The following is a 19,383-nucleotide window of genomic DNA, read 5'->3' as shown; positions in this document are numbered from 1 at the left end:
CGCTCGCGCACGGCTGCTGCAATGAGATCGACCTTGCGAGCGGGAGGCTAAGTGGCGGTTCGACGGCGCGAGCGCATGAGGTTCGACTACCTCGCCTTCTTCCTCGGAGCCGGGACCGGCCTGTTCACCAACCTGGCCACGGCGCAGGCCGATCACTGGCCGGGCTGGTTGAAGCCGCTGGCAACCTATTCCGCCGCGCTCGGCGGGTTGATGACTCTCGGCGTTCTCGTCGCGTGGGGCTGGCAGCGACGCGGCCGGATCCGGGCGGTTCCGCGGTGGGCCGATGCGGGTGGCAACCCGTACCCCGGGCTGGCTCCTTTCACGAGGGACCGGGCCGCGGTGTTCGCCGGCCGGGGGCAGGAGATCCGGGATCTGGCCGAGCGGGTGTTGAGCGCGGACGTTCCCCGTCTGCGGTTCGTGCCGGTGGTCGGCCCGTCGGGGGTGGGCAAATCGTCGCTGGTGCTGGCCGGTCTCCTGCAGCGGTTGGATCACCGGTGGAAGGTGCTGCCGGATTTCGCGCCCGGCATGGACGGCCTCGGGCAGCTGGGGTCGGTTCTGGGTATCGCCGACGTCACCGCCGAGCCCGTCACCCAGTTGGCGCGCCGGCTGAGCGAGCTGCGGCGGCCGGCGGACCGCCTCCTGATCGTCATCGACCAGCTGGAGGAACTCGCCACGCTGCACACGGCCGAGGACCGCGACCGTTTCATGGGGCTGATCGCGAAACTGATCGACCTCGACCGCCGGCTGCACGTCGTGGCGACGGTGCGCTCCGAATATGTCGGCTGCTTCCAGCAAGGGCCGGGGTCGCCGCTGTTCACCGTGCCGTTCATGGTGAATGCCATGACCACGCGGCAGCTTCGGCAGGTCGTCACCGAACCTTCCGAGCAGACCGACACGACGTTCGACGACGGCCTCGTCGACGACATCCTCGCCGAGGTCGGCACCGGCGACGCGCTTCCGCTGCTGAGCTATTTCCTCAGCGACCTCTACGACCGGCGCGGCCCCGACCATCACATCAGCCGGGCCGGCTATCAGGCCGCGGGCGCGGTCAACGGCATCATCACCCGCCGGGCGAACACCGCCGTCACCAACTCCGGGCGTGCCCGGCACGAATGCCTCGACGCGCTCCTCGCGTTCGTGTCGCTCAGCGGCTCGGAACCGACCCGGCAGACCGTCCACGCCGGCGACCTGGACGACGGCAGCCTGGCCGTGGTCCACGCGTTCGTGGAGCAACGCCTCATCACCAGCGACACCCGGGACGGCACGGTGGTGTTCGCGCTCGGTCACGAGGCACTGCTTCGGCAGTGGCCCGAACTTCGCGACCACATCGACAGCCACGCCGGGCAGCTGCGGCGGATCACCGAGGTGACCACGCTGGCCGGCGCGTGGGAGGCCGCCGCGCACGACCTGGAGTATCTGGTCGAGGGACGCCGCCTCGACGATCTGCGCCAGTTGGCCGAGATCGCCGCGTTGCCGTCGCTCGCTCGCCGGTTCCTCGACGCCGCGCTCGCCCACGACGACGCCAACCGCCGGCGAAAGGCCGATCTGATCGCCCGGCAGGCCATGTTCGCGCTCAGCTCCGACCGGCCGCTCGCGCTGGCCATGGCATACGCGGCATATACCGAGCTAAGCCCGACCCCGCTGGCGGCGCATGCGCTCGGACTCGCTGTCCCGTACGTCAAGACTCCGATCTGGACGGCCCTGACCCCTATGACATCCGTGGCGGTCGCGCCCGACGGACGGATCGCCGCCGGTTTCGAGGACGCGTCGGTCCGGGTCTGGAACCCCGACGGCCGGCTGGCATACATCCTCACGGGCCACACCGACCAGGTCGCGTCGGTGGCATTCGCGCCCGACGGACGCCTCGCCACCGGCTCCGACGACAACACGGTCCGCGTCTGGGCTCCCGGTGGTCGGCTGCTGAATGTCCTCAGCGACTCCTTCGGCATGATCCGTTCGGTGGCATTCGCACCCGACGGCCGTCTCGCCGCCGGTTCGATCGACCGTCTGGTCCGGATCTGGAACCCAGACCTGCAGCTGCTGCACGTTCTACACGACATTGACGACGGTGTCACGTCGGTGGCATTCGCGCCGGACGGACGGCTCGCCGCCGGCTCCGCCAACACCGGCCCCTCCCACGCGAAGGTCATGATCTGGAGTCGCGACGGGGAACAGCTGCACGTCTTCACCGGCTTCGGGAGCACCGTGACCTCGGTCGCGTTCGCGGCCGACGGACGCCTGGCCGCAAGCGTCTGGCACGGTTCGTTCGTCATCTGGAGCCCCGACGGGCAGCTGTCGCGGACCCGCGATCACGCCTGTGCGTTCACGTCGGTGGCGTTCGCGCCCGACGGACGCCTCGCCACTGGCAGCAACACCCGGCCGGCCAGAATCTGGAGCGTCGACGGGCAACTCCTGCACATCCTCTCCAACCGCACCGGGCCGATCCAGTCGGTGGCGTTCACGGCCGACCAGCGCCTAATCACCGCTTCGGACGACCGGACGATCAGAATCTGGGACCCCGAGGCTCAGCAGGTACAGCTCCTGGCCGGACACCCACCGCTGCACGAGGAGCCCGCAGCAGCCGGGCAGATCCAGGTCATCGAGTGCGCCTTCCCGGTGACGTCGGTGGCGTTCGCGGCCGACGGGCGGCTCGCCACCGGCTCGGTGGACGAGGTGGTCCGGATCTGGGACCCCGACGGGCGACTGCTGCGCACCCTCGTCGGCCACGCCGGGCCGATCCGGTCGGTGGCGTTCGCGCCCGACGGACGCCTCGCCACCGCTTCCGACGACAAGACGGTCCGGATCTGGAACCCCGACGGCCACCTGCTGCACACCCTGGCCGGCGGGGTCGACCCGGTGGCGGCGGTGGCGTTTTCGGCCGGCGGGCTCCTCGCCGCCGGCTCCGACGACGGAACGGTCCGCATCTGGGATCGGGACGGGCAGCCACGGCACGAACTCACTGGACACACCGAGCCGATCGGGTCGGTGGCGTTCGCGCCCGACGGACGATTGGCCGCTTCCTCCGACGACGGGACGGTCCGCATCTGGGATCGGGACGGGCAACCGCAGCACACCCCGAACGGCCAATTTCTGTCGGTGGCTTTCGCCGCCGACGGGCGCCTCGCCACGGGCTCGAGCGACCGGACAGCCCAGATCTGGAGCCGCGATGGGCAACCGCTGCACGAACTTACCGACCACACCGGCCCGGTCACGTCCGTGGCGTTCGCGCCCGACGGACGCCTCGCCACCGGTTCCTGGGACAGAGAGGTGCGGATCTGGGGCCTCGACGGGCAGCTACAACAGACCCTCACCGACCACACCGGGCTGGTCCGGTCGATGGCCTTCGCGCCCGACGGACGCCTCGCCACCGGCTCTCCCGACCGACACGTGTTCATCTACCGCACACCCACCAGCGAAGATGCCCTGCTGGACCTGGCCCGGTCGAGTCTTACCGTGACGCTCACACCGCAACAGCGGGACGAGTTGGCGCTCAGTTAGCCTCTGGCCCGGGCGAAGCGCACATGGCCGAACGGGATCGACTTGTAGGCCAGGGTGATGCCGGCCGCGGCCAGAGCCGGGGCGAACAGCCACACCCAGAACGGGCCGGTCTCGCCGACCGCCGGCACGATCACCGCCTGCACCGCGACGATCAGGACCAGCACGGCCGCGACGGTATATGTGCGGGCCGGGTAACGCCGCACCACCGGCCGCCGGGAAACGGTGTAGACGCCCGGGTTGCGCTCGATCCACTGCTCGGCGACCGCCGCCGGGACACCGCGCACGAACAGGTCACCACCGCGGATCGGCGCGGGCGTCGCGCCGGCCGTCTCCGGAATGGACAGCCGGGGCACCACCTCGGCCGGAACCAGCAGGTTCACCCGTTCCGCAGTTGTCATTCCGCCGCCTCTCCGGGATCTTCGGCGAGCGGAATTTACTGCACTCGATCATGCCGAGTCCACACCGATCCCACGCCGGCTCAGCACTCCCAGGCGGTCGGCCGCGTACCCCACCATCCAGTGCGGCGCGAGCCGGTACATCCGGACGTCCTCGCCCCAGCTAAGCGGCGAACTGTCGTAGTAATTGGTCCAGTGTTCGAGGGTCTCCTTCCAGTCGTCGTCGACCGGGAAGATCTGCTCGGCCCACCCGTGCGAGAAGACGGCAAACTCCTCGCCATCGATGTGCGCGACGCTGACCGCCGGCCGCCGCTCGATGTGCCGCGCCTTGGCCGCCGACCCGGCGGTGCTGAAGGTCCAGGTGCCGTGCAGGAAGTGCCCGTCGAGCGCACTGATCCGCGGTTCCCCGGTCGCGGTCACGGTAGCGACGCTGAGCACTTTCATGCCGACCAGAACCCCGGCGAGGTCCTCCGCGGTGAGCGTCCGCCCCGCGTGCACGATGTTCCTGAGATGCCCGGTAGCGCCCGCGTGCGACCGATCAAGCAGCCCCTGCAGCGCGGCGATCTCTTCAGCGGTCTCCAGCATGGCCCCAACGTAGCCCTGCCCCCACCCCCGGTCACCGCCCCGCGTTCCACCCGATCGCCCAACGCACACCCTCACGAGCCGACCGGTCGCCGGTCACGAGGAAACCCTGGCAATGCGGTACCTGGAGGGACTGCGCCCAAGCACTCCCGTGGCATTCGGTCCCGGTCGCCGGAACTCACCTTCCGCGCGCCCGTCACGGGCGCTCCCGGCCCAAGACCCAGCCCGCCGGAGCTCGCCCCGCCGATCAGGACGAGCGCCAGCCTGCCCGGTTGCGCGAGAGGCGCGGCACGCGCCGGTGTTGCACGCTGGTCGCGTGGTGGCGGCGGTCGGGGGGAATTGCGGTTGTCGACCGCGTCGCCCGTACCGGCAAAAGGGTTTGATCTAGATCCAGCGGTTGCCCAGCCACATGCGCTGGGACCAGCCCTCGTAGGTGATCACCTGGCCTACGAAGATGGGGTGGAAGTAGAAGAAGCAGATGGCTATCGCGGCCATGTACAGGCCGGCGGCCGCGATGCCCAGGGTTCGGCGGTCGGAGCCGGGTGGGCCGCTCATGATGGCGCCCAGCACGTACGTCACGGCCAGGATCAGGAACGGCAGTGCGGGCAGGGCGTAGAACGAGAACATCGTGCGGCCGTCCTTGACCGCGTAGTAGAACCACGGGAGCAGGCCGCCCGCGACCGGGATCAGGATCGCCCAGGCCCGCCAGTCGCGCCGGGCGATGCCGAACCAGACCAGGGCCACCAGGGCCGGCAGGAACGACCACCACAGCAACGGCGTGCCCAGCAGCAGGATCTGCCGGGCGCAACTCGGCGCGCCGCAACCGGTGGCGCCGGGCCAGTAGAAGTTGACCGGGCGGCCCAGCAGCAACCACTGCCACGGCCAGGACTGGGAGCCGTGCGGGGAGGTCAGTCCGCTGTGGAACTCGTAGGCCTTCTGGTGGTAATGGGCCAGGTTGAGCAGGGCGCCCAGGATCGGCGGCTCGCTCAGGCCGCTGTCCTGGCGGTAGTGCCGGAACCAGCCGGTGTTGGTGACGAACCAGCCGGTCCAGGTGGCCAGGTAGAACACCAGGGTCAGGGCGACGCTCAGCGCACCCCAGGCCAGGTCGTCGATCTGGAAGCGAGCCGGCTGGCCGGCCGAGCGGCGGGCCTGCACCCGCCAGAGCACGGCCAGCGCGCCGAAGAACGGCAGGAAGAACAGGCCGCTCCACTTCACCCCGCAGGCCAGGCCGAACAGCGCGCCGGCGGTCAGCAGCCACCACGGGATGATCCGGGCGGTGCGGCCGTCCTCCAGGTTGCGCAACAGGCGGCGCCGGTAGTGGTCCCGGTCGAGGACCAGTGCGGCGAAGCTGAGCAGCACGAACAGGCCGAGGAAGATGTCCAGCAGGGAGGTGCGGGACAGCACCAGCTGGAAGCCGTCCAGGGTCAGCAGCAGGCCGGCCGTGCCGGCCAGCAGGACCGAGCGGAACAGCCGGTACGCGACCCGGATCAGCACCAGCACCATCAGGGTGCCGGCCACCGCGACCGGGAAACGCCAGCCCAGCTCGTTGTTGCCGAACGCCTTCTCGCCGAGCGCGATCAGCCACTTGCCGAGCGGCGGGTGCACCACGTAGGCGGGGCCGTTGGTGCGCTCGTCCCACTCGACGCCGTGCTGGAGCATGTCCCACGCGTCGGTCGGGTAGTAGACCTCGTCGAAGACATAGCCCTTGGCGCTGGTCAGGCCCTGGAAGCGGAGGATCCCGGCGATCACCGTGACCACCGCGGTGACCAGCCACGAGTACGGGTCGAGCCAGTTCTCCAAGGTCGCCAGCCGGCGCCGCACGATGCCGGGAACGCCGGGCACGCCGGGAGTGGTCGCCGGGGCGGGCGGGACGTCGACTTTGACAGCCGTCGCTGTGGTCACGCGGGAATGATAAGGGCCGCTCCCACCCAGCGGGAACGGCCCTCGTCTATCGGACACGAGATCTATCGGACACTAGGCAGGCAGGGCCCAGTCGCGGACCTCGGGCATGTCCTCCAGGTTCTCCACCACGAACTGCTCGTGGCGGGCCAGCTGGGATTCACACCAGGACTTCAGGTCGGCGGCGCCGCGCGGCAGGCGCTTGGCGTTGTTGATGGCGTCCATCACCAGGTGGTAACGCGACGTCTTGTTGCGGACCGTCATGTCGAACGGGGTGGTCGTGGTGCCCTGCTCGATGAAGCCACGCACCCGGAACCGGTCGGCGTCGGGCCGGCCGTGCACCAGCTGGTGGATGGCGCCCGGGTAGCCGTGGAAGGCGAACACCACGTCGACCGTGTCGGTGAACAGCTCGGTGAACTGGACGTCCGACATGCCGTGCGGGTGGTCCTTCGGGCGCGGCAGCGTCATCAGGTTGACGACGTTGACCACCCGGACCTTGAAGTTGGGCAGCCGCTCCTTGAGGATCTGCGCGGCTGCCACCGTCTCCATGGTGACCACGTCGCCGGCGCTGGCCAGGACGATGTCGGGGTCGGTCTCGCCGTCGTCGGTGCCGGCCCAGTCCCAGATGCCGGCGCCGCGCTCGCAGTGCGCGATCGCCTCGTCCATCGACAGGTATTGCAGCTGGGGCTGCTTGTCGATGACGATCAGGTTGACGTACGAACGCGACCGGAAGCAGTGGTCGGCCACCGACAGCAGCGTGTTGGCGTCCGGCGGCAGGTAGACCCGGGCGACGTTGCCGCGCTGGTTGAGCACGACCTGCAACAGGCCGGGACCCTGGTGGCTGAAGCCGTTGTGGTCGTTACGCCACGCGGTGCTGGTCAGCAGGATGTTGAGGCTTGGCACCTTGGCCCGCCAGGGCAGGTGCGCGGCTTCCTGCAGCCACTTGCCGTGCTGCACCGTCTGGGACGCGCTGACCATGGCGAACGCCTCGTAGGTGGCGAACAGGCCGTGCCGCCCGGTCAGGTTGTAGCCCTCGAGCCAGCCGTGACAGTTGTGCTCGCTGAGCACCTCCATCACCCGGCCGTTCGGGCCCAGCTTGACGTCGTCGGCGGTGGTGCGCTCCATGAACGCCCGGTCGGAGACCTCGAACACCGCGCCGAGGCGGTTGCTGTTGGTCTCGTCGGGGCAGAACAGCCGGAACCGGTCGGGGCTCGACGTGTAGATGTCGCGCATCAGCTCGCCGAGCTTGCGGGTCGACTCGGCCCGCTGGGTGCCGGGCTTCGTGACGTCGATGCCGTACTTACGGAAGTCGGGCATGTCGAGGTCGCGGGTGAGCACGCCGCCGTTGGCGTGCGGGGTGGCGCTCATCCGCAGGTTGCCCTCCGGCGACTGGTCCTTGACCAGGGCGGACGGCGCGCCGGTGGCGTCGAAGAGCTCCTCCGGACGGTACGACTTGAGCCACTTCTCCAGCAGCTTGAGGTGTTCCGGGTTTTCCCGGACGCCGGACAGTGGCACCTGGTGGGAGCGCCACGTGCCCTCGACCACGATCCCGTCGACCTCGTGCGGGCCGGTCCAGCCCTTCGGGGACCGCAGCACGATCACCGGCCAGGCGACCGACTTGTCGCCGGACTTCTTGGCCTTGATCGCTCCGTACGCCTCGGCCAACGCCTGGGCGAACCGGACGTGCATGCCGGGCAGGTCGTCGCCGGTGACCTCGATGACCTGGTAGCCGTGCCCCTGCAGGAGCTGGCGCACCTGCTCGGGCTCCTTACGGCCGAGCACCGTCGGTCCGGAGATCTTGCCGTCGTTGAGGTGCAGGATCGGCAGTACCGCGCCGTCCCGCTCCGGGTTGATGAACGAGATGCCCTTCCACGAGCCCTCGAGCGGCCCGGTCTCGGCCTCGCCGTCGCCGACCACGGCGATCGCGAGCAGGTCGGGGTTGTCCATGACAGCACCGAACGCGTGCACCAGGACGTAGCCGAGCTCGCCACCCTCGTGGATGGAACCGGGCGTGGTCACCGACACGTGGCTGGGAATGCCGCCGGGGCTGGAGAACTGGCGGAACAGCCGGAGGATGCCGCCCTCGTCCTGGGTGATGTTGGGGAAGTGCTCGGTGTAGGTGCCCTCGAGGTAGCCGGCCGCCACCAGCGCCGGACCGCCGTGACCGGGGCCGGCCAGGTAGATGGCCTCCTGCCCGGTGTGCTTGATCAGGCGGTTCACGTGCGCGTAGATGAACGACAGGCCGGGGCTGGTGCCCCAGTGTCCAAGCAGGCGCGGTTTGATGTGGTCCGCACTCAGCGGCTCGCGCAGCAGCGGGTTGGCCTTCAGATAGATCTGACCGATCGTCAGATAGTTGTTGGCCCGCCACCACGCGTCCAGCCGGTCCAGGTCTTCCTGGCTCGGCTCGCCCAGGGTGCGGACAAGATCGGCACTGACCGTCGTCACGGTGATTCCTTTCGCGGATCTTCGTCTACGAAAAACCTACGTGGTCTCGGAACCGCTTCCGTAGGGTCTTATGGCCCTGGAGTGACTTTCCGGCGACGCTGAACCGCAGCCGTCCTTGATCCGTTCCCCAAGACGTGCAGCCCGATGCCCCACTCCCCACACGCTCCCGGATTCGTAGCTTCTTCGCCCTGTTTTCCCGCCCGGCGGCCAACCGAACATTGACCGTACTGGCGGGTTTGTTGCTTTTTGTCGCGTTGGTGTTTCCGAACATCCTGTCCCGGCTCACCCCGATCGGTCTGCTCCGCATCCCGGTCGAGGGCGCGTTCCTGATCGCCCTGCTCCTGGTCCCGGCCAAGGCCCGCCGGGTGGTCGGCATCGTCGTCGGTGTCCTGCTCGGCTGGCTGGTCATCGAGAAGTGCCTGGACATGGGCTTCTTCTCGGAGCTGAACCGGCCGTTCGACCCGGTGCTGGACTGGGTGCTGTTCGACGACGCGTACAGCTTCGTGGTCGATTCCTACGGCCGGATCGCCGCGCTCGGCGCGGTCGCCGCCATCGTGCTGCTGGTCGCCGGGATCATGGCGCTGACCACCTGGGCGACGCTGCGGATCGGCCGGCTGATCGGCGCCTACCCGCGCCGCTCGCTGTACGCGGCCGGCGGCATGGCGGTGGCCTGGGCGGCCACCTTCGCGCTCGGCGCGTCGTTCACCGGCTCGGTGCCGATCGCCGCGCGCAGCAGCGCCACCTACGCCTGGGACCGCGCCCACCAGGCCAAGGCCGGCTTCGCCGACTCGGCCAACTTCATGAAAGAGATCAAGAGCGACGCGTACGCGAACGTGCCGGCCGACCAGATGCTCACCGCCCTCAAGGGCAAGGACGTCATCTTCACCTTCGTGGAGAGCTACGGGCGCAGCGCCGTCGAGCACCCGGCCCTGGCCCCGCTTGTCGACCCGGTGCTGGACGCCGGCACCAAGCAACTGGCCGCGGCCGGCTTCGGCGCGGAGTCCGGCTGGCTCACCTCGCCGACCTTCGGCGGCGGCAGCTGGCTGGCCCACTCGACGTTCGAGTCCGGCGTCTGGATCAACAACGAGCAGCGGTACCGCAACCTGGTCTCCAGCAACCGGCTCACCCTGACCAAGGCGTTCAAGAACGCCGGGGCCCGCACGGTGAGCATCATGCCGGGCGCCACCCGGGCCTGGCCGGAGGGCAAGTTCTACGGGTACGACACGGTCTGGGACTCGCGCAATCTCGGCTATCAGGGCCCGAAGTTCTCCTGGGCGCCGATGCCCGACCAGTACACGCTGAAGCAGTTCAACACGATCGAGTACAAGAAGGCCGGCCGGGCGCCGCTGATGGTGGAGATGCCGCTGGTGTCCAGCCACACCCCGTGGGCGCCGATCCCCAGCTACATCGACGACTGGGACTCGATCGGGGACGGCACCATCTACGCCTCGATGGTCGCCGACGGCAAGAAGCCGAAGGCGCTGTGGGCCAATCCGCGCGACGTCCGGCCGGAATACGGCAAGTCGGTGGTCTACTCGGTGACGTCCCTGGTGAACTGGGTTACCAAGTACGGGGACGACAACCTCGTGCTGGTCTTCCTCGGCGACCACCAGCCGTCGCCGATCGCCTCCGGGGCGGGAGCCAGCCACGACGTGCCGATCTCGATCGTGACCAAGGACAAGGCGGTCCTGGAGAGGATCACCGATTGGCAGTGGGTGGACGGCCTGCGACCGCAGGGGGACACGCCGGTGTGGCCGATGAGCGCGTTCCGGGACAAGTTCTTCACGGCGTTCGGGCCGAAGGCGGCGGCGTCCTGAAGGTCTACCTGGACTGCGACACCGGGGTCGACGACGCGCTGGCCCTGGCGTTCCTCCTCGGCTCGCCCGATGTCGAGCTTCTCGGCATCGGGACGGTCAACGGCAACACGTCGGCGGTACAGGCGGCGCGGAACACGCTGGGTCTCCTCGACCTGGCCGGCATTTCCGGAATTCCCGTCGCGGTCGGCGAGGGCGCCTACCGCGGCGGGGCCGTCGGCGTGCACGGCGGGAACGGGGTCGGCGGCGTGGCTCTGCCCGCCGGCGGCGAACCTGACCCGCGCACGTCGGTGGCCCTCCTCCGGGATCTGGTCCGCGACAATCCCGGCGAGATCCACGTCGTCGCCACCGGCCCCTGCACCAACCTGGCGAAAGTGCCCGATCTGGATGTCGCTTCGGTCACCGTGATGGGCGGAGCCGTGCGCACGCCCGGCAACGTCACCCCGCGCGCCGAGGCCAACTTCCGCGACGACCCGCAGTCGGCGGCGACCGTGCTGGCCGCGCCGTGGCCGGTCACCCTGGTCCCGCTGGACGTGACCATGCGGCACCGCTGGACCGTGGCCGACCAGGCGGCACTGCGGGCCGGCGGCACCCCGCTGCACGAGACCCTGGCCGACATGCTGCCGGTCTATTTCGAGTCCTACGAGCCGCGGCTCGGCGTACGGGAGATTCCGCTGCATGATCCGCTGGCCGCGGCCGTCGCGGTGGGTGCGCTGACGCCCTCGGACGCCCCGCAGCTGCCGCTGCGGGTCGATCTGGAGGGCGCGGTCCGCGAGGATCCTTCCGCTGCCTCTTCGGTACGGGTAGTGCTGGCGCTCAGCGAACCCGGAGCACCGGTCATCCTCGACCGGATCCTCGGATTCCGCAGCCGACCCCTCCCGTGACGACCTGATCATTGGTAGCGTCGCGCCATGCCGACGGATTCCGGAGTTGATCGCGCTCGCCTCGCCTCCCTCGCCGCGCGCGAGCGGGCGACCTACACCGAGCGCCACCCCCGTTCGGCGGCCGCCTACGGCCGGGCCGACCACCTGTTCGGCCGGGTCCCGATGACCTGGATGAACAAGAACGCCGCCGGTTTCCCGGTCTACGTCGACCGGGCCCGCGGCGCCCGGCTCACCGACATCGACGGCCACGAGTACATCGACTTCTGCCTGGGCGACACCGGCGCGATGGCCGGCCACTCCCCCGCGCCGGTGGTCGAGGCGGTCACCCGGCGGCTCGGCACCCTGGGCGGGGCCACCACGATGCTGCCGACCGAGGACGCGGCCATTGTCGGCGCCGAGCTGGCCGGCCGCTTCGGCCTGCCGTACTGGAGTTTCGCGCTGACCGCGACCGACGCCAACCGGTGGGCGATCCGCCTGCTGCGGGCGGTTTCCGGCCGACCGAAGATCCTGGTGAACAGCTACTGCTACCACGGCTCGGTGGACGAGTCGCTGATCGTCGTCGGCCCCGACGGCCACGGCGTCTCCCGCGAGGGCAACGTCGGCGCACCTACCGACGTGACCGGGACCAGCCGGGTCGCCGAGTTCAACGACCTGGCCGGCCTGGAACGCGAGCTGGCGCACGGTGACGTGGCCGCCGTGCTGATGGAACCGGCGCTGACCAACATCGGCATCGTCCTGCCCGAGCCCGGCTACCTGACCGGCGTCCGGGAGCTGACCCGTCGCTACGGCACCTACCTGATCAACGACGAGACCCACACGTTCTCGGCCGGGCCCGGCGGCGCCACCGCCGCGTGGGGCCTCGAACCGGACGTGCTGACCATCGGCAAGGCCATCGCGGGCGGCATCCCGATCGGGGCGTACGGCCTGTCGGCCGCGCTCGCCGACGCGCTGACCGGCCGGGCCGACCTGGACCTGGTCGACATGGGCGGGGTGGGCGGCACGCTGGCCGGCAACCCGGTCTCGATGGCCGCCGCCCGGGCCACCCTGGAGCAGGTGCTGACCCCGGCCGCCTTCGAGGGGATGCTGGCGACCGCGACGGCGTTCGCCGACGGTGTGCAGAAGCTGATCGACGGGTACGCCCTGCCGTGGTCGGTCGCCCAGCTCGGCGCCCGGGTCGAATACCGGTTCGCCAGCCCGGCCCCGCGCAACGGCACCGAGTCGGCCGCGTCGGCCGACGCCGAGCTGGAGGACTTCCTGCACGTCTACCTGGCCAACCGGGGCATCCTGCTGACCCCGTTCCACAACATGGCCCTGATGTCCCCGGAGACCACCCTCGCCGACGTGCACCGCCATCACGAAATCTTCGGCGCCGCCCTCGCGGAGCTGCATGCCTAGTATTGACACGTGCAGAAATTAGCGGCGGCCGAGAACGTGCTGCGCACGGCGTTGCACCGGTCCCCGCTGCTCGACAACCGGCCGTACGAGATCTTCGGTCAGGGCTCGCGGGTCAACAACACCTACCTCGACCCGGCCAGCGACATCGACCTCGTCCTGATGCTCGAGGCGCCGACCGCCGACTACGGCTGGGCGGAATTCCGCGACGACGTGGTGGCCACCCTGGCCGAGTCGTACACCGTGCGGATGGGCCGCCGCTGCGTCAACGTCGACGACCCCGGCTCGCAGTTCGGGGAGATGGTCGACATCCTGGTCGCCACGCAGCACCAGGAGGGCGTCTTCTTCCTCGACCAGGAGGGCCGCCCGATCGTCAACTTCCCGAAGCAGCACCGCCGCAACGGCGACGACAAGGACCGGCGCACCGGCGGCCGGTTCAAGCAGGTCGTCCGGGAGACCAAACGCCGGCGCCTCCCGGTCCTCCCCGAAGCCCCGTCCTACCTGCTCGAATGCCTCCTCTACAACGTCCCCGACGAGGTCTACCGGACGGCCACGCCCGGCGACGCGCTGGCCTGGCTGCACCGGTTCCAGCACGAAGATCCAGGCGGGTTCGCCGCGCTGCCCTGCCAGAACGGCATCAACCGGCTCTTCGGCAGCGGCCCCGATCAATGGGACGCCGGCGAGGCTGCGAGAATCGTCGACGTTCTCCGCCAGCTCTGAACCCCGGGACGGTAACCGCAGCATGACGTGGACGGCCGCGCAGACGACCGCGGTGCTCGCACCGGTCATCGCGATCCTCGGCGCCGCCCTCGTCGCGCTGCTCACCTACGGCCTGAACCGGCGCACCGCCCGCCGGGAACGCCGGGCCCGGGCCTTCGGTGAGGCGCTGAGCGTCGTCGAGGAGTACGCCGAGATGCCCTATCGCATCCGCCGGCGGCCCGGCACGGAGGACGGCCGCCACGAGCTCACCGAAGAGGTCAGCCGGATCTACTCGCGGCTCGCCTTCCACCAGGCCCTGCTGGACATCGAGGCGCCGGCCGTCGCGGCCGCCTACCGGCGGCTGACCAACGAGGCCAAGGCCGAGGTCGGCGAGCAGATGAAGGCGGCCTGGCAGAAGCCGCTGCGCACCACCGACGCGGAGATGAACCTCGAGGAGCACTACGACCGTACGCGGGTGGACCGCGCCCGGGACCGCTGCGTGGCGACCATGCGAGCAGCCCTCGACCAGGGGCGCTTCGCCGCGGCACCGTAATCCCGGCCGGCTTCGTCTTCCTCGCGCTGGCGTTCAACGTCCTCGGCGCCGGTTCCTACCTCTACCGGCTCGGCCGCCGGCAGATCCAGCCGCACCTGGTCACCTGGGCGCTGTGGGCACTGGCCCCGTTCGTCGCGTTCTTCGCCCAGCTCAGCGACGACATCGGCCCGCAGTCGCTGATCACCCTCGCCACCGGCACCAGCCCCCTCGCCATCGTGGTGGTCCTGCTGGTGCGCCGGCAGGGCGCGTGGGGCGTGTCGGCCTTCGACCTGTTCTGCGGGGCGCTGTCGGTGGCCGGCCTCGTTGCCTGGGCCGTGACCCAGCGCGCCTCCTACGCGGTGCTGCTGGCGATCGCGGCCGACGCCCTGGCCTCCGTGCCGACCTTCCGGAAGGCCTGGCGCAACCCGGCCAGCGAGTCCTGGCTCAACTTCGGCTGCCTCACGTTCAGCGCCCTGATCACCCTGGCCACCATCACCACCTGGTCGCTGTCGCGCTACGCGTTCGCCGCCTACCTGGCCGTCCTCGGCCTGAGCATGAGCGCGGTCATCCTGCTACGGAACCGCCGGGTTTCGGCAGGTCGGCAAGAGTGACGATGCGGGTGGACGGGTCCTCCACGAGCTCCTCCCAGATCCCACGGAACACGGCGACCAACTGACCGCCCGGGTCGGTGATGAGCACCTCGCCCCAGCTCCGCAGGTCGCTGGGATCGCCGCCGTACTCCTGCAACTGCAACACGATCGCCGACTGGTCGATGATGATGAACTTGAACGGAAACCGGTGTCGCGTCACGCGCAGCGACACCCTGCTTCCACGCCTCTGGCGCAGGTCGATGATGTCGTGGCAATGCTTCACCAGGCTGGGTGTGCGGGCGCGGCTCAGCGACGACGCAGGCTCGGCGACCTGAATGATCCGCTTGTAGGAGATCGGCGACTCCGACTGCTCCAGGAGTTCGCGAAAAACATCGAAGGCACTGCTCTGGTACGACTGGTCCATCGCGTCGTCGGGCCACTGCCCGTCCTCCAGAAGCAGGTCGAGGATGCGCAACTCCTCTTTCGTGCTCAACATGAGCTGAACGGTGCGGTCGCCCTCGATGGTCTTCACGGAGTTCAGCTCGCTCAGCAGCATTGTGTCGACCTTCATGCCGATGCTACCCACCATCGCGGCCATCTCGTGGCCGAGTGAGGTGATCCGGGCGTCGGTGCCGTCGGCCAGCGCTTGAGACCGGGCAATCTCGCCTCTGATCGTGTCGACGATGTCCCGATCGGCCTGCAGCCGGCTTTCGACGATCGCGGCCAGCCCGGCCAGCATGGTGACGACCAGGAGGCAAACGCCCAGTGCGGCGGCCGCCGCCATCCGGAGTTTGGAATCGACCAACTCCTGAACCGCGGCCCCGAGAACGGCCGCGATCAACGCGCCGCACACCGCGAACAGAACCCGCCGATGCCGCGCTACCCACGCCATGGGCTGGAGTGTTTCACGGTAAGCGAAGATTTCGATACAGCGCGTGGGGCTTGCTGCCAGGCTGGAGACGTGACCGAGCTGCTCGTGGTGATCGTGGCCGCGTTGGTGGTGATCGCCGGGGCCAAGGAGGCCGGGCCACGGCTGGGGGTGGCGGCGCCGCTCGTGCTGGTCGTGATCGGGGTCGCGGCGAGCTTCCTGCCGGTCTTCGGGACGGTCGACATCGAGCCCGAGTGGATCCTCGAAGGGGTCCTGCCGCCGCTGCTCTACTCGTCGGCGGTGTCGATGCCGGCGATGAACTTCCGGCGCGAGTTCGGGGCGATCAGCGGACTGTCGGTGCTGCTGGTGGTCGGCAGCGCGCTCCTGCTCGGGGTGTTCTTCATGCTCGTCGTACCGGACATCGGGTTTGCCTGGGGGGTGGCCCTCGGCGCCATCGTCAGCCCGACCGACGCGGTGGCCACCTCGATCGTCAAGCAGATGTCGGTGTCCAAGCGGGTGGTGGCGCTGCTCGACGGGGAGAGCCTGCTCAACGACGCGACCGCGCTGGTCATGCTGCGGGTGGCGACCGCGGCGGTGTTCTCGTTCTGGGGTGCGCTCGGGTCGTTCGGGTACTCGATGGCGGTGGCCCTGGTCGTCGGCGGGTTCGTCGGCTGGCTCAACCTCGCGGTCCGCCAGCGCGTCACCGACCCGACCGTCAACACCGTCATCTCGTTCGCGGTGCCGTTCCTCGCCTCGGTCCCGGCCGGTCTGCTCGGCGCGTCCGGGCTGGTCGCGGCGGTCGTCGCCGGGCTGGTCACCGGGATCCGGGCGCCCCGCGAGCTGTCCGCGCAGAACCGGCTGTCCGACTCGCAGAACTGGCGCACCGTCGAGCTGGTCCTCGAGGGCGCGGTGTTCCTGACCATGGGCGTACAGATCAAGCAGATCGTGACCAGCGTCGAGCGCGACCATTCCGGGGTGGCCACCGCCGTACTCATCGCGGCCTGCGCCTTTGCCCTTACCGTCCTGGTCCGGGCGGCCTACGTGGTGCCGTTGCTGGTGATCCTCGTCCGCCGGGCCCGACACGGCGTGACCATGCAGCAACACCTGCAGGAAATGCAGGACCGGATGAGTACGCCGGAGGGCAAACAGGAGACGTTCGCCCAGATGAACCGGCGCAAGCGGAAGGCGTCGGAACGCGAACTCAACTACTTCACCAGTCGCATCCGGCAGGGCCTCGCCAACATCGACTACTTCGTCCGCGAGCCGCTCGGCTGGCGCGAGGGCGTCGCGGTGGTGTGGGCCGGCATGCGCGGCGCGGTCACCGTGGCCGCCGCGCAGACCCTGCCCGAGGACACCCCGCAGCGTTCGATGCTGGTGCTGATCGCCTACGCGGTGGCGGTGATGTCGCTGGTCGTGCAGGGCGGCACGATCGGCCCGCTGCTGCGCCGGATCACCCCGCAGCCCGATCCGGCGTCGGCCGAGGCCGAGGCGCACGCCGAATGGAACCGGATCATGGAGCTGATGCGGACCAGCGGCGAGGGCTTCTCGCAGCCACCGCCGGTAGCGACCGCCGAGGGCTTCCGGGCCGCGAAGGAGTACCGGCTGGCGATCCTGGCCGAGCAGCGGAAGGTGCTGCTGGACGCCCGCGACCACGGCACCTTCGACGCCGACCTGCTGGCCAACGCCCTGGCCAACCTGGACGCGTCGCAGATCGCCCTGGAGATGCGCGGCAAGTTCACCGACGGGTGAGCTACTTTCTGGCCAGGACGAGCCGGCAGCGGTTGACCGCGGGCAGGTCGACGTCGGTCACGGTGAAGCCGGCCGCGGCCAGCTCGTCCCGGACGGGTTCGATCCGCATGGTGCGGTAATACATGACGAACGGCGGCCGCCAGACCGCGTTGCGCACCCGCATGGCCGTGTCGAAGCCGAGCAGCGCCCAGTGCGCGACCGAGGTGACCGGCGCCGGCTCCCCGATCGGAAACGCGAACAGCCCACCCGGCCGCAACGCCCGATAGACCCCCGCGAACAGCCCGGGCCGTTCCGCCGGCAGAAAATGCCCAAGAGCCCCGAACGAAACCGCAAGATCAAAACCTGTGACAAACGGCAGCGAGCGTACGTCGGCCCGCACCCAGGTGGCATCCGGGTGAGTGTCGCGCGCCCGGCCGATCATGCCGGCACTGAAGTCGACCCCGGTGATCAGCCCGTCGCACAGCGGCCGCAGCGCCCGCATCCCCGCCCCGGTCCCGGTGCACACGTCGAGCCCCGTTTGGAACGGCCCGTGACCTGCGAGAGCGTCGACGGTAGCGGTGAGGATGCTGTCCGGCGTACGGAATGGGGTGTGATCGAATTTCGGTGCCAGCCGGTCATAGCCGCCCTCGACCGAGGACAGCGCCTGCACAGCCAGTTCGCGAAGGGTGGGTCCGTCAGCCGAGAACACCGGCCGAGACTACCCGCCGTTCCACCGCATACACGGCAACCGGCTGCTCATGCCCCGGAACGACGGTGTCGAACTGGTGGGTGAGCCCGAGCTTCGCCATCACCCGCCCCGACCGCACGTTGTCCAGGTGCCGAATGCTGACCACGCGTTCCAGCCCGCACTCGGCAAACCCGAACTCCAGCGCGGCCGTCGCCGCCTCGGTGGCATATCCCTGCCCCCAGGCGTGCCGGGCCAGCCGCCACCCGATCTCCACGGCGGGCAGCACCTCCGGCAGGAAGGCCGGCACGGAGAGCCCGGCCCACCCGATCATCTCGCCGCTCTCCCGCACCTCCACGGCGAACAGCCCGAACCCCCGCTCCTCCCAGTCCCGGACCATCTTCCGCAGCCCGTTCGCACTGCGCTCCCGGGACGCCACCGAGCCATCCATGATGTACCGCATGACCTCCGGGTCCGCGTTCATGGCGGCGAGCGGTTCCAGGTCCTCGTCCCGCCAGCCCCGAAGCACCAGCCGTTCCGTCTCCACAGTCACCATGCCCCGATTATCGAGGCACCGCCTGCCCGGGCCAGGCGACGGGGTCGACGGCAAGCCACGGCGCGGCGGCCAGCGCGGTGGGCGTCAGGCCGGCGAACTCCTGCACCTCACGGTGCATGTGGGCCTGATCCGCATAGCCACCGAAGGCGGCGGCACCGGCCGAGGTGTGGCCCGCGGCGAGCAGGTGGGCGGCGCGATCGAACCGCACCAGTCGGGCAACACGCTTGGGGTTGACGCCCAGCTGGGCCCGGAAACGGGACCACAGCCGCTTGCGGCTCCAGCCGACCTCGGCCGCCAAGGTCTCCACCCGGAGCTGCCCGTGGCCGGCCCGGATCCGGCGCCAGACCTGGGCGACTTCCGGGTCGACCGGGCGGTGCGCGCTCAGCCGCCGGCCGAGAAGGCCGGCCACGATCGTGAACCGCTCCTCCCAGGACGGGTTGGCGCGCAGCCTCTCCTCGATCCGGTCAGCGTCCCGGCCCCAGACCTGCGCCAGGGTCGCCGAGGTGCCGCTCACCTCGGCCAGTTCCGGCGCGGCCGCCGGGTCCAGCCGAATCTGCAGGCACTCGGCCTGGTGGCAGGTGGTCCGCAGACCGCCGGGCAGCAGCCCGGCAACGAAACTGCCACGTTCGCTGCGTCCCTCGGCCGTCCACACGCCCGGGCCGCTCTCGCTGAGGTCGATGAACACGGTGATCAACGGGTACGCCACCATCGTGATCTCGGTGACCGGGGTGCCCGGACGCTGGCGGAATCCAGCCATGCTGATCCCCGGTTGCCGAGCCGCCGGCCGAGGCACCGCGACATCCACCCAGCCCATCA

Annotated in this window: 17 protein-coding genes; 8 read left to right on the top strand and 9 right to left on the bottom strand. The window is 69.9% G+C overall.

The genetic code is table 11. The features are described 5' to 3' along the window. Positions 1-75: 75 nt before the first annotated feature. Positions 76-3,498 carry an nSTAND1 domain-containing NTPase gene (locus tag Ate02nite_RS24340; RefSeq protein WP_203809359.1) on the top strand — a complete coding sequence of 1,141 codons (3,423 nt, stop codon included), beginning with the start codon at positions 76-78 and terminating at the stop codon, positions 3,496-3,498. Here Ate02nite_RS24340 and Ate02nite_RS24335 read toward each other — a convergent pair. The 4 genes from Ate02nite_RS24335 to Ate02nite_RS24320 form a co-directional block, all read right to left on the bottom strand. Continuing rightward, positions 3,495-3,896: a hypothetical protein gene (locus Ate02nite_RS24335; RefSeq protein ID WP_203809357.1), complete on the bottom strand. Its 402-nt coding sequence runs from the start codon at positions 3,894-3,896 to the stop codon at positions 3,495-3,497. The genes Ate02nite_RS24340 and Ate02nite_RS24335 overlap by 4 nt on opposite strands. A gap of 48 nt (positions 3,897-3,944) precedes the next feature. Continuing rightward, positions 3,945-4,478: a pyridoxamine 5'-phosphate oxidase family protein gene (locus Ate02nite_RS24330; protein WP_203809355.1), complete on the bottom strand. Its 534-nt coding sequence runs from the start codon at positions 4,476-4,478 to the stop codon at positions 3,945-3,947. A gap of 381 nt (positions 4,479-4,859) precedes the next feature. After that, positions 4,860-6,377 (bottom strand): dolichyl-phosphate-mannose--protein mannosyltransferase, encoded by a 1,518-nt coding sequence (locus Ate02nite_RS24325; protein ID WP_203809353.1) that lies wholly within the window; start codon positions 6,375-6,377, stop codon positions 4,860-4,862. 72 nt (positions 6,378-6,449) lie between these two features. Continuing rightward, positions 6,450-8,819: a phosphoketolase family protein gene (locus tag Ate02nite_RS24320; protein ID WP_203809352.1), complete on the bottom strand. Its 2,370-nt coding sequence runs from the start codon at positions 8,817-8,819 to the stop codon at positions 6,450-6,452. Between the two features lie 257 nt (positions 8,820-9,076). Here Ate02nite_RS24320 and Ate02nite_RS24315 point away from each other — a divergent pair, with 257 nt between their 5' ends. From Ate02nite_RS24315 to Ate02nite_RS24295, 5 genes are read left to right on the top strand one after another with little or no spacing between them, the layout of a single operon-like run. Further along, a complete protein-coding gene (locus Ate02nite_RS24315; protein WP_239147644.1) occupies positions 9,077-10,636 on the top strand; it encodes an alkaline phosphatase family protein in 1,560 nt (519 codons plus the stop codon). After that, positions 10,570-11,517, top strand: coding sequence for a nucleoside hydrolase (locus Ate02nite_RS24310; protein ID WP_203809350.1), 948 nt, complete (start codon positions 10,570-10,572; stop codon positions 11,515-11,517). The genes Ate02nite_RS24315 and Ate02nite_RS24310 overlap by 67 nt, the downstream gene beginning before the upstream one ends. A gap of 27 nt (positions 11,518-11,544) precedes the next feature. Next, on the top strand, positions 11,545-12,912 hold the full coding sequence (locus tag Ate02nite_RS24305; RefSeq protein WP_203809348.1) for a transaminase: 1,368 nt from the start codon (positions 11,545-11,547) through the stop codon (positions 12,910-12,912). 9 nt (positions 12,913-12,921) lie between these two features. Continuing rightward, the gene (locus Ate02nite_RS24300; protein ID WP_203809346.1) at positions 12,922-13,629 is read left to right on the top strand and encodes a nucleotidyltransferase-like protein; all 708 of its coding nucleotides are present in this window, start codon (positions 12,922-12,924) and stop codon (positions 13,627-13,629) included. 22 nt (positions 13,630-13,651) lie between these two features. Beyond that, positions 13,652-14,161 (top strand): hypothetical protein, encoded by a 510-nt coding sequence (locus Ate02nite_RS24295; protein WP_203809344.1) that lies wholly within the window; start codon positions 13,652-13,654, stop codon positions 14,159-14,161. Positions 14,162-14,222: 61 nt separating this feature from the next. Here Ate02nite_RS24295 and Ate02nite_RS24290 read toward each other — a convergent pair whose 3' ends face one another. After that, complete coding sequence (locus tag Ate02nite_RS24290; RefSeq protein ID WP_203809342.1) at positions 14,223-14,375, bottom strand: hypothetical protein; 153 nt, start codon at positions 14,373-14,375, stop codon at positions 14,223-14,225. A gap of 1 nt (position 14,376) precedes the next feature. Here Ate02nite_RS24290 and Ate02nite_RS24285 point away from each other — a divergent pair, with 1 nt between their 5' ends. Next, complete coding sequence (locus Ate02nite_RS24285; protein ID WP_203809340.1) at positions 14,377-14,751, top strand: hypothetical protein; 375 nt, start codon at positions 14,377-14,379, stop codon at positions 14,749-14,751. Here Ate02nite_RS24285 and Ate02nite_RS24280 read toward each other — a convergent pair. Continuing rightward, positions 14,705-15,571: a hypothetical protein gene (locus Ate02nite_RS24280; protein ID WP_203809339.1), complete on the bottom strand. Its 867-nt coding sequence runs from the start codon at positions 15,569-15,571 to the stop codon at positions 14,705-14,707. The two genes, Ate02nite_RS24285 and Ate02nite_RS24280, sit on opposite strands and share 47 nt — an antisense overlap. A 120-nt stretch (positions 15,572-15,691) precedes the next feature. Here Ate02nite_RS24280 and Ate02nite_RS24275 point away from each other — a divergent pair, with 120 nt between their 5' ends. Further along, positions 15,692-17,347: a cation:proton antiporter gene (locus Ate02nite_RS24275; RefSeq protein WP_203809337.1), complete on the top strand. Its 1,656-nt coding sequence runs from the start codon at positions 15,692-15,694 to the stop codon at positions 17,345-17,347. Between the two features lies 1 nt (position 17,348). Here the strand turns inward: Ate02nite_RS24275 and Ate02nite_RS24270 are convergent, their stop codons facing one another. The 3 genes from Ate02nite_RS24270 to Ate02nite_RS24260 are packed head-to-tail and all read right to left on the bottom strand — an operon-like array spanning position 17,349 to position 19,324. Next, complete coding sequence (locus tag Ate02nite_RS24270; RefSeq protein WP_203809335.1) at positions 17,349-18,035, bottom strand: class I SAM-dependent methyltransferase; 687 nt, start codon at positions 18,033-18,035, stop codon at positions 17,349-17,351. Beyond that, positions 18,022-18,567 (bottom strand): GNAT family N-acetyltransferase, encoded by a 546-nt coding sequence (locus tag Ate02nite_RS24265; protein ID WP_203809333.1) that lies wholly within the window; start codon positions 18,565-18,567, stop codon positions 18,022-18,024. Before Ate02nite_RS24265 ends, Ate02nite_RS24270 begins: the two co-directional genes overlap by 14 nt. A gap of 7 nt (positions 18,568-18,574) precedes the next feature. Next, complete coding sequence (locus tag Ate02nite_RS24260) at positions 18,575-19,324, bottom strand: helix-turn-helix domain-containing protein (protein ID WP_203809331.1); 750 nt, start codon at positions 19,322-19,324, stop codon at positions 18,575-18,577. Between the last annotated feature and the right edge of the window lie 59 nt (positions 19,325-19,383).

Source organism: Paractinoplanes tereljensis (assembly GCF_016862435.1).
GTDB lineage: Bacteria > Actinomycetota > Actinomycetes > Mycobacteriales > Micromonosporaceae > Actinoplanes > Actinoplanes tereljensis.
This window is presented reverse-complemented; position numbering and strand designations above follow the sequence as displayed.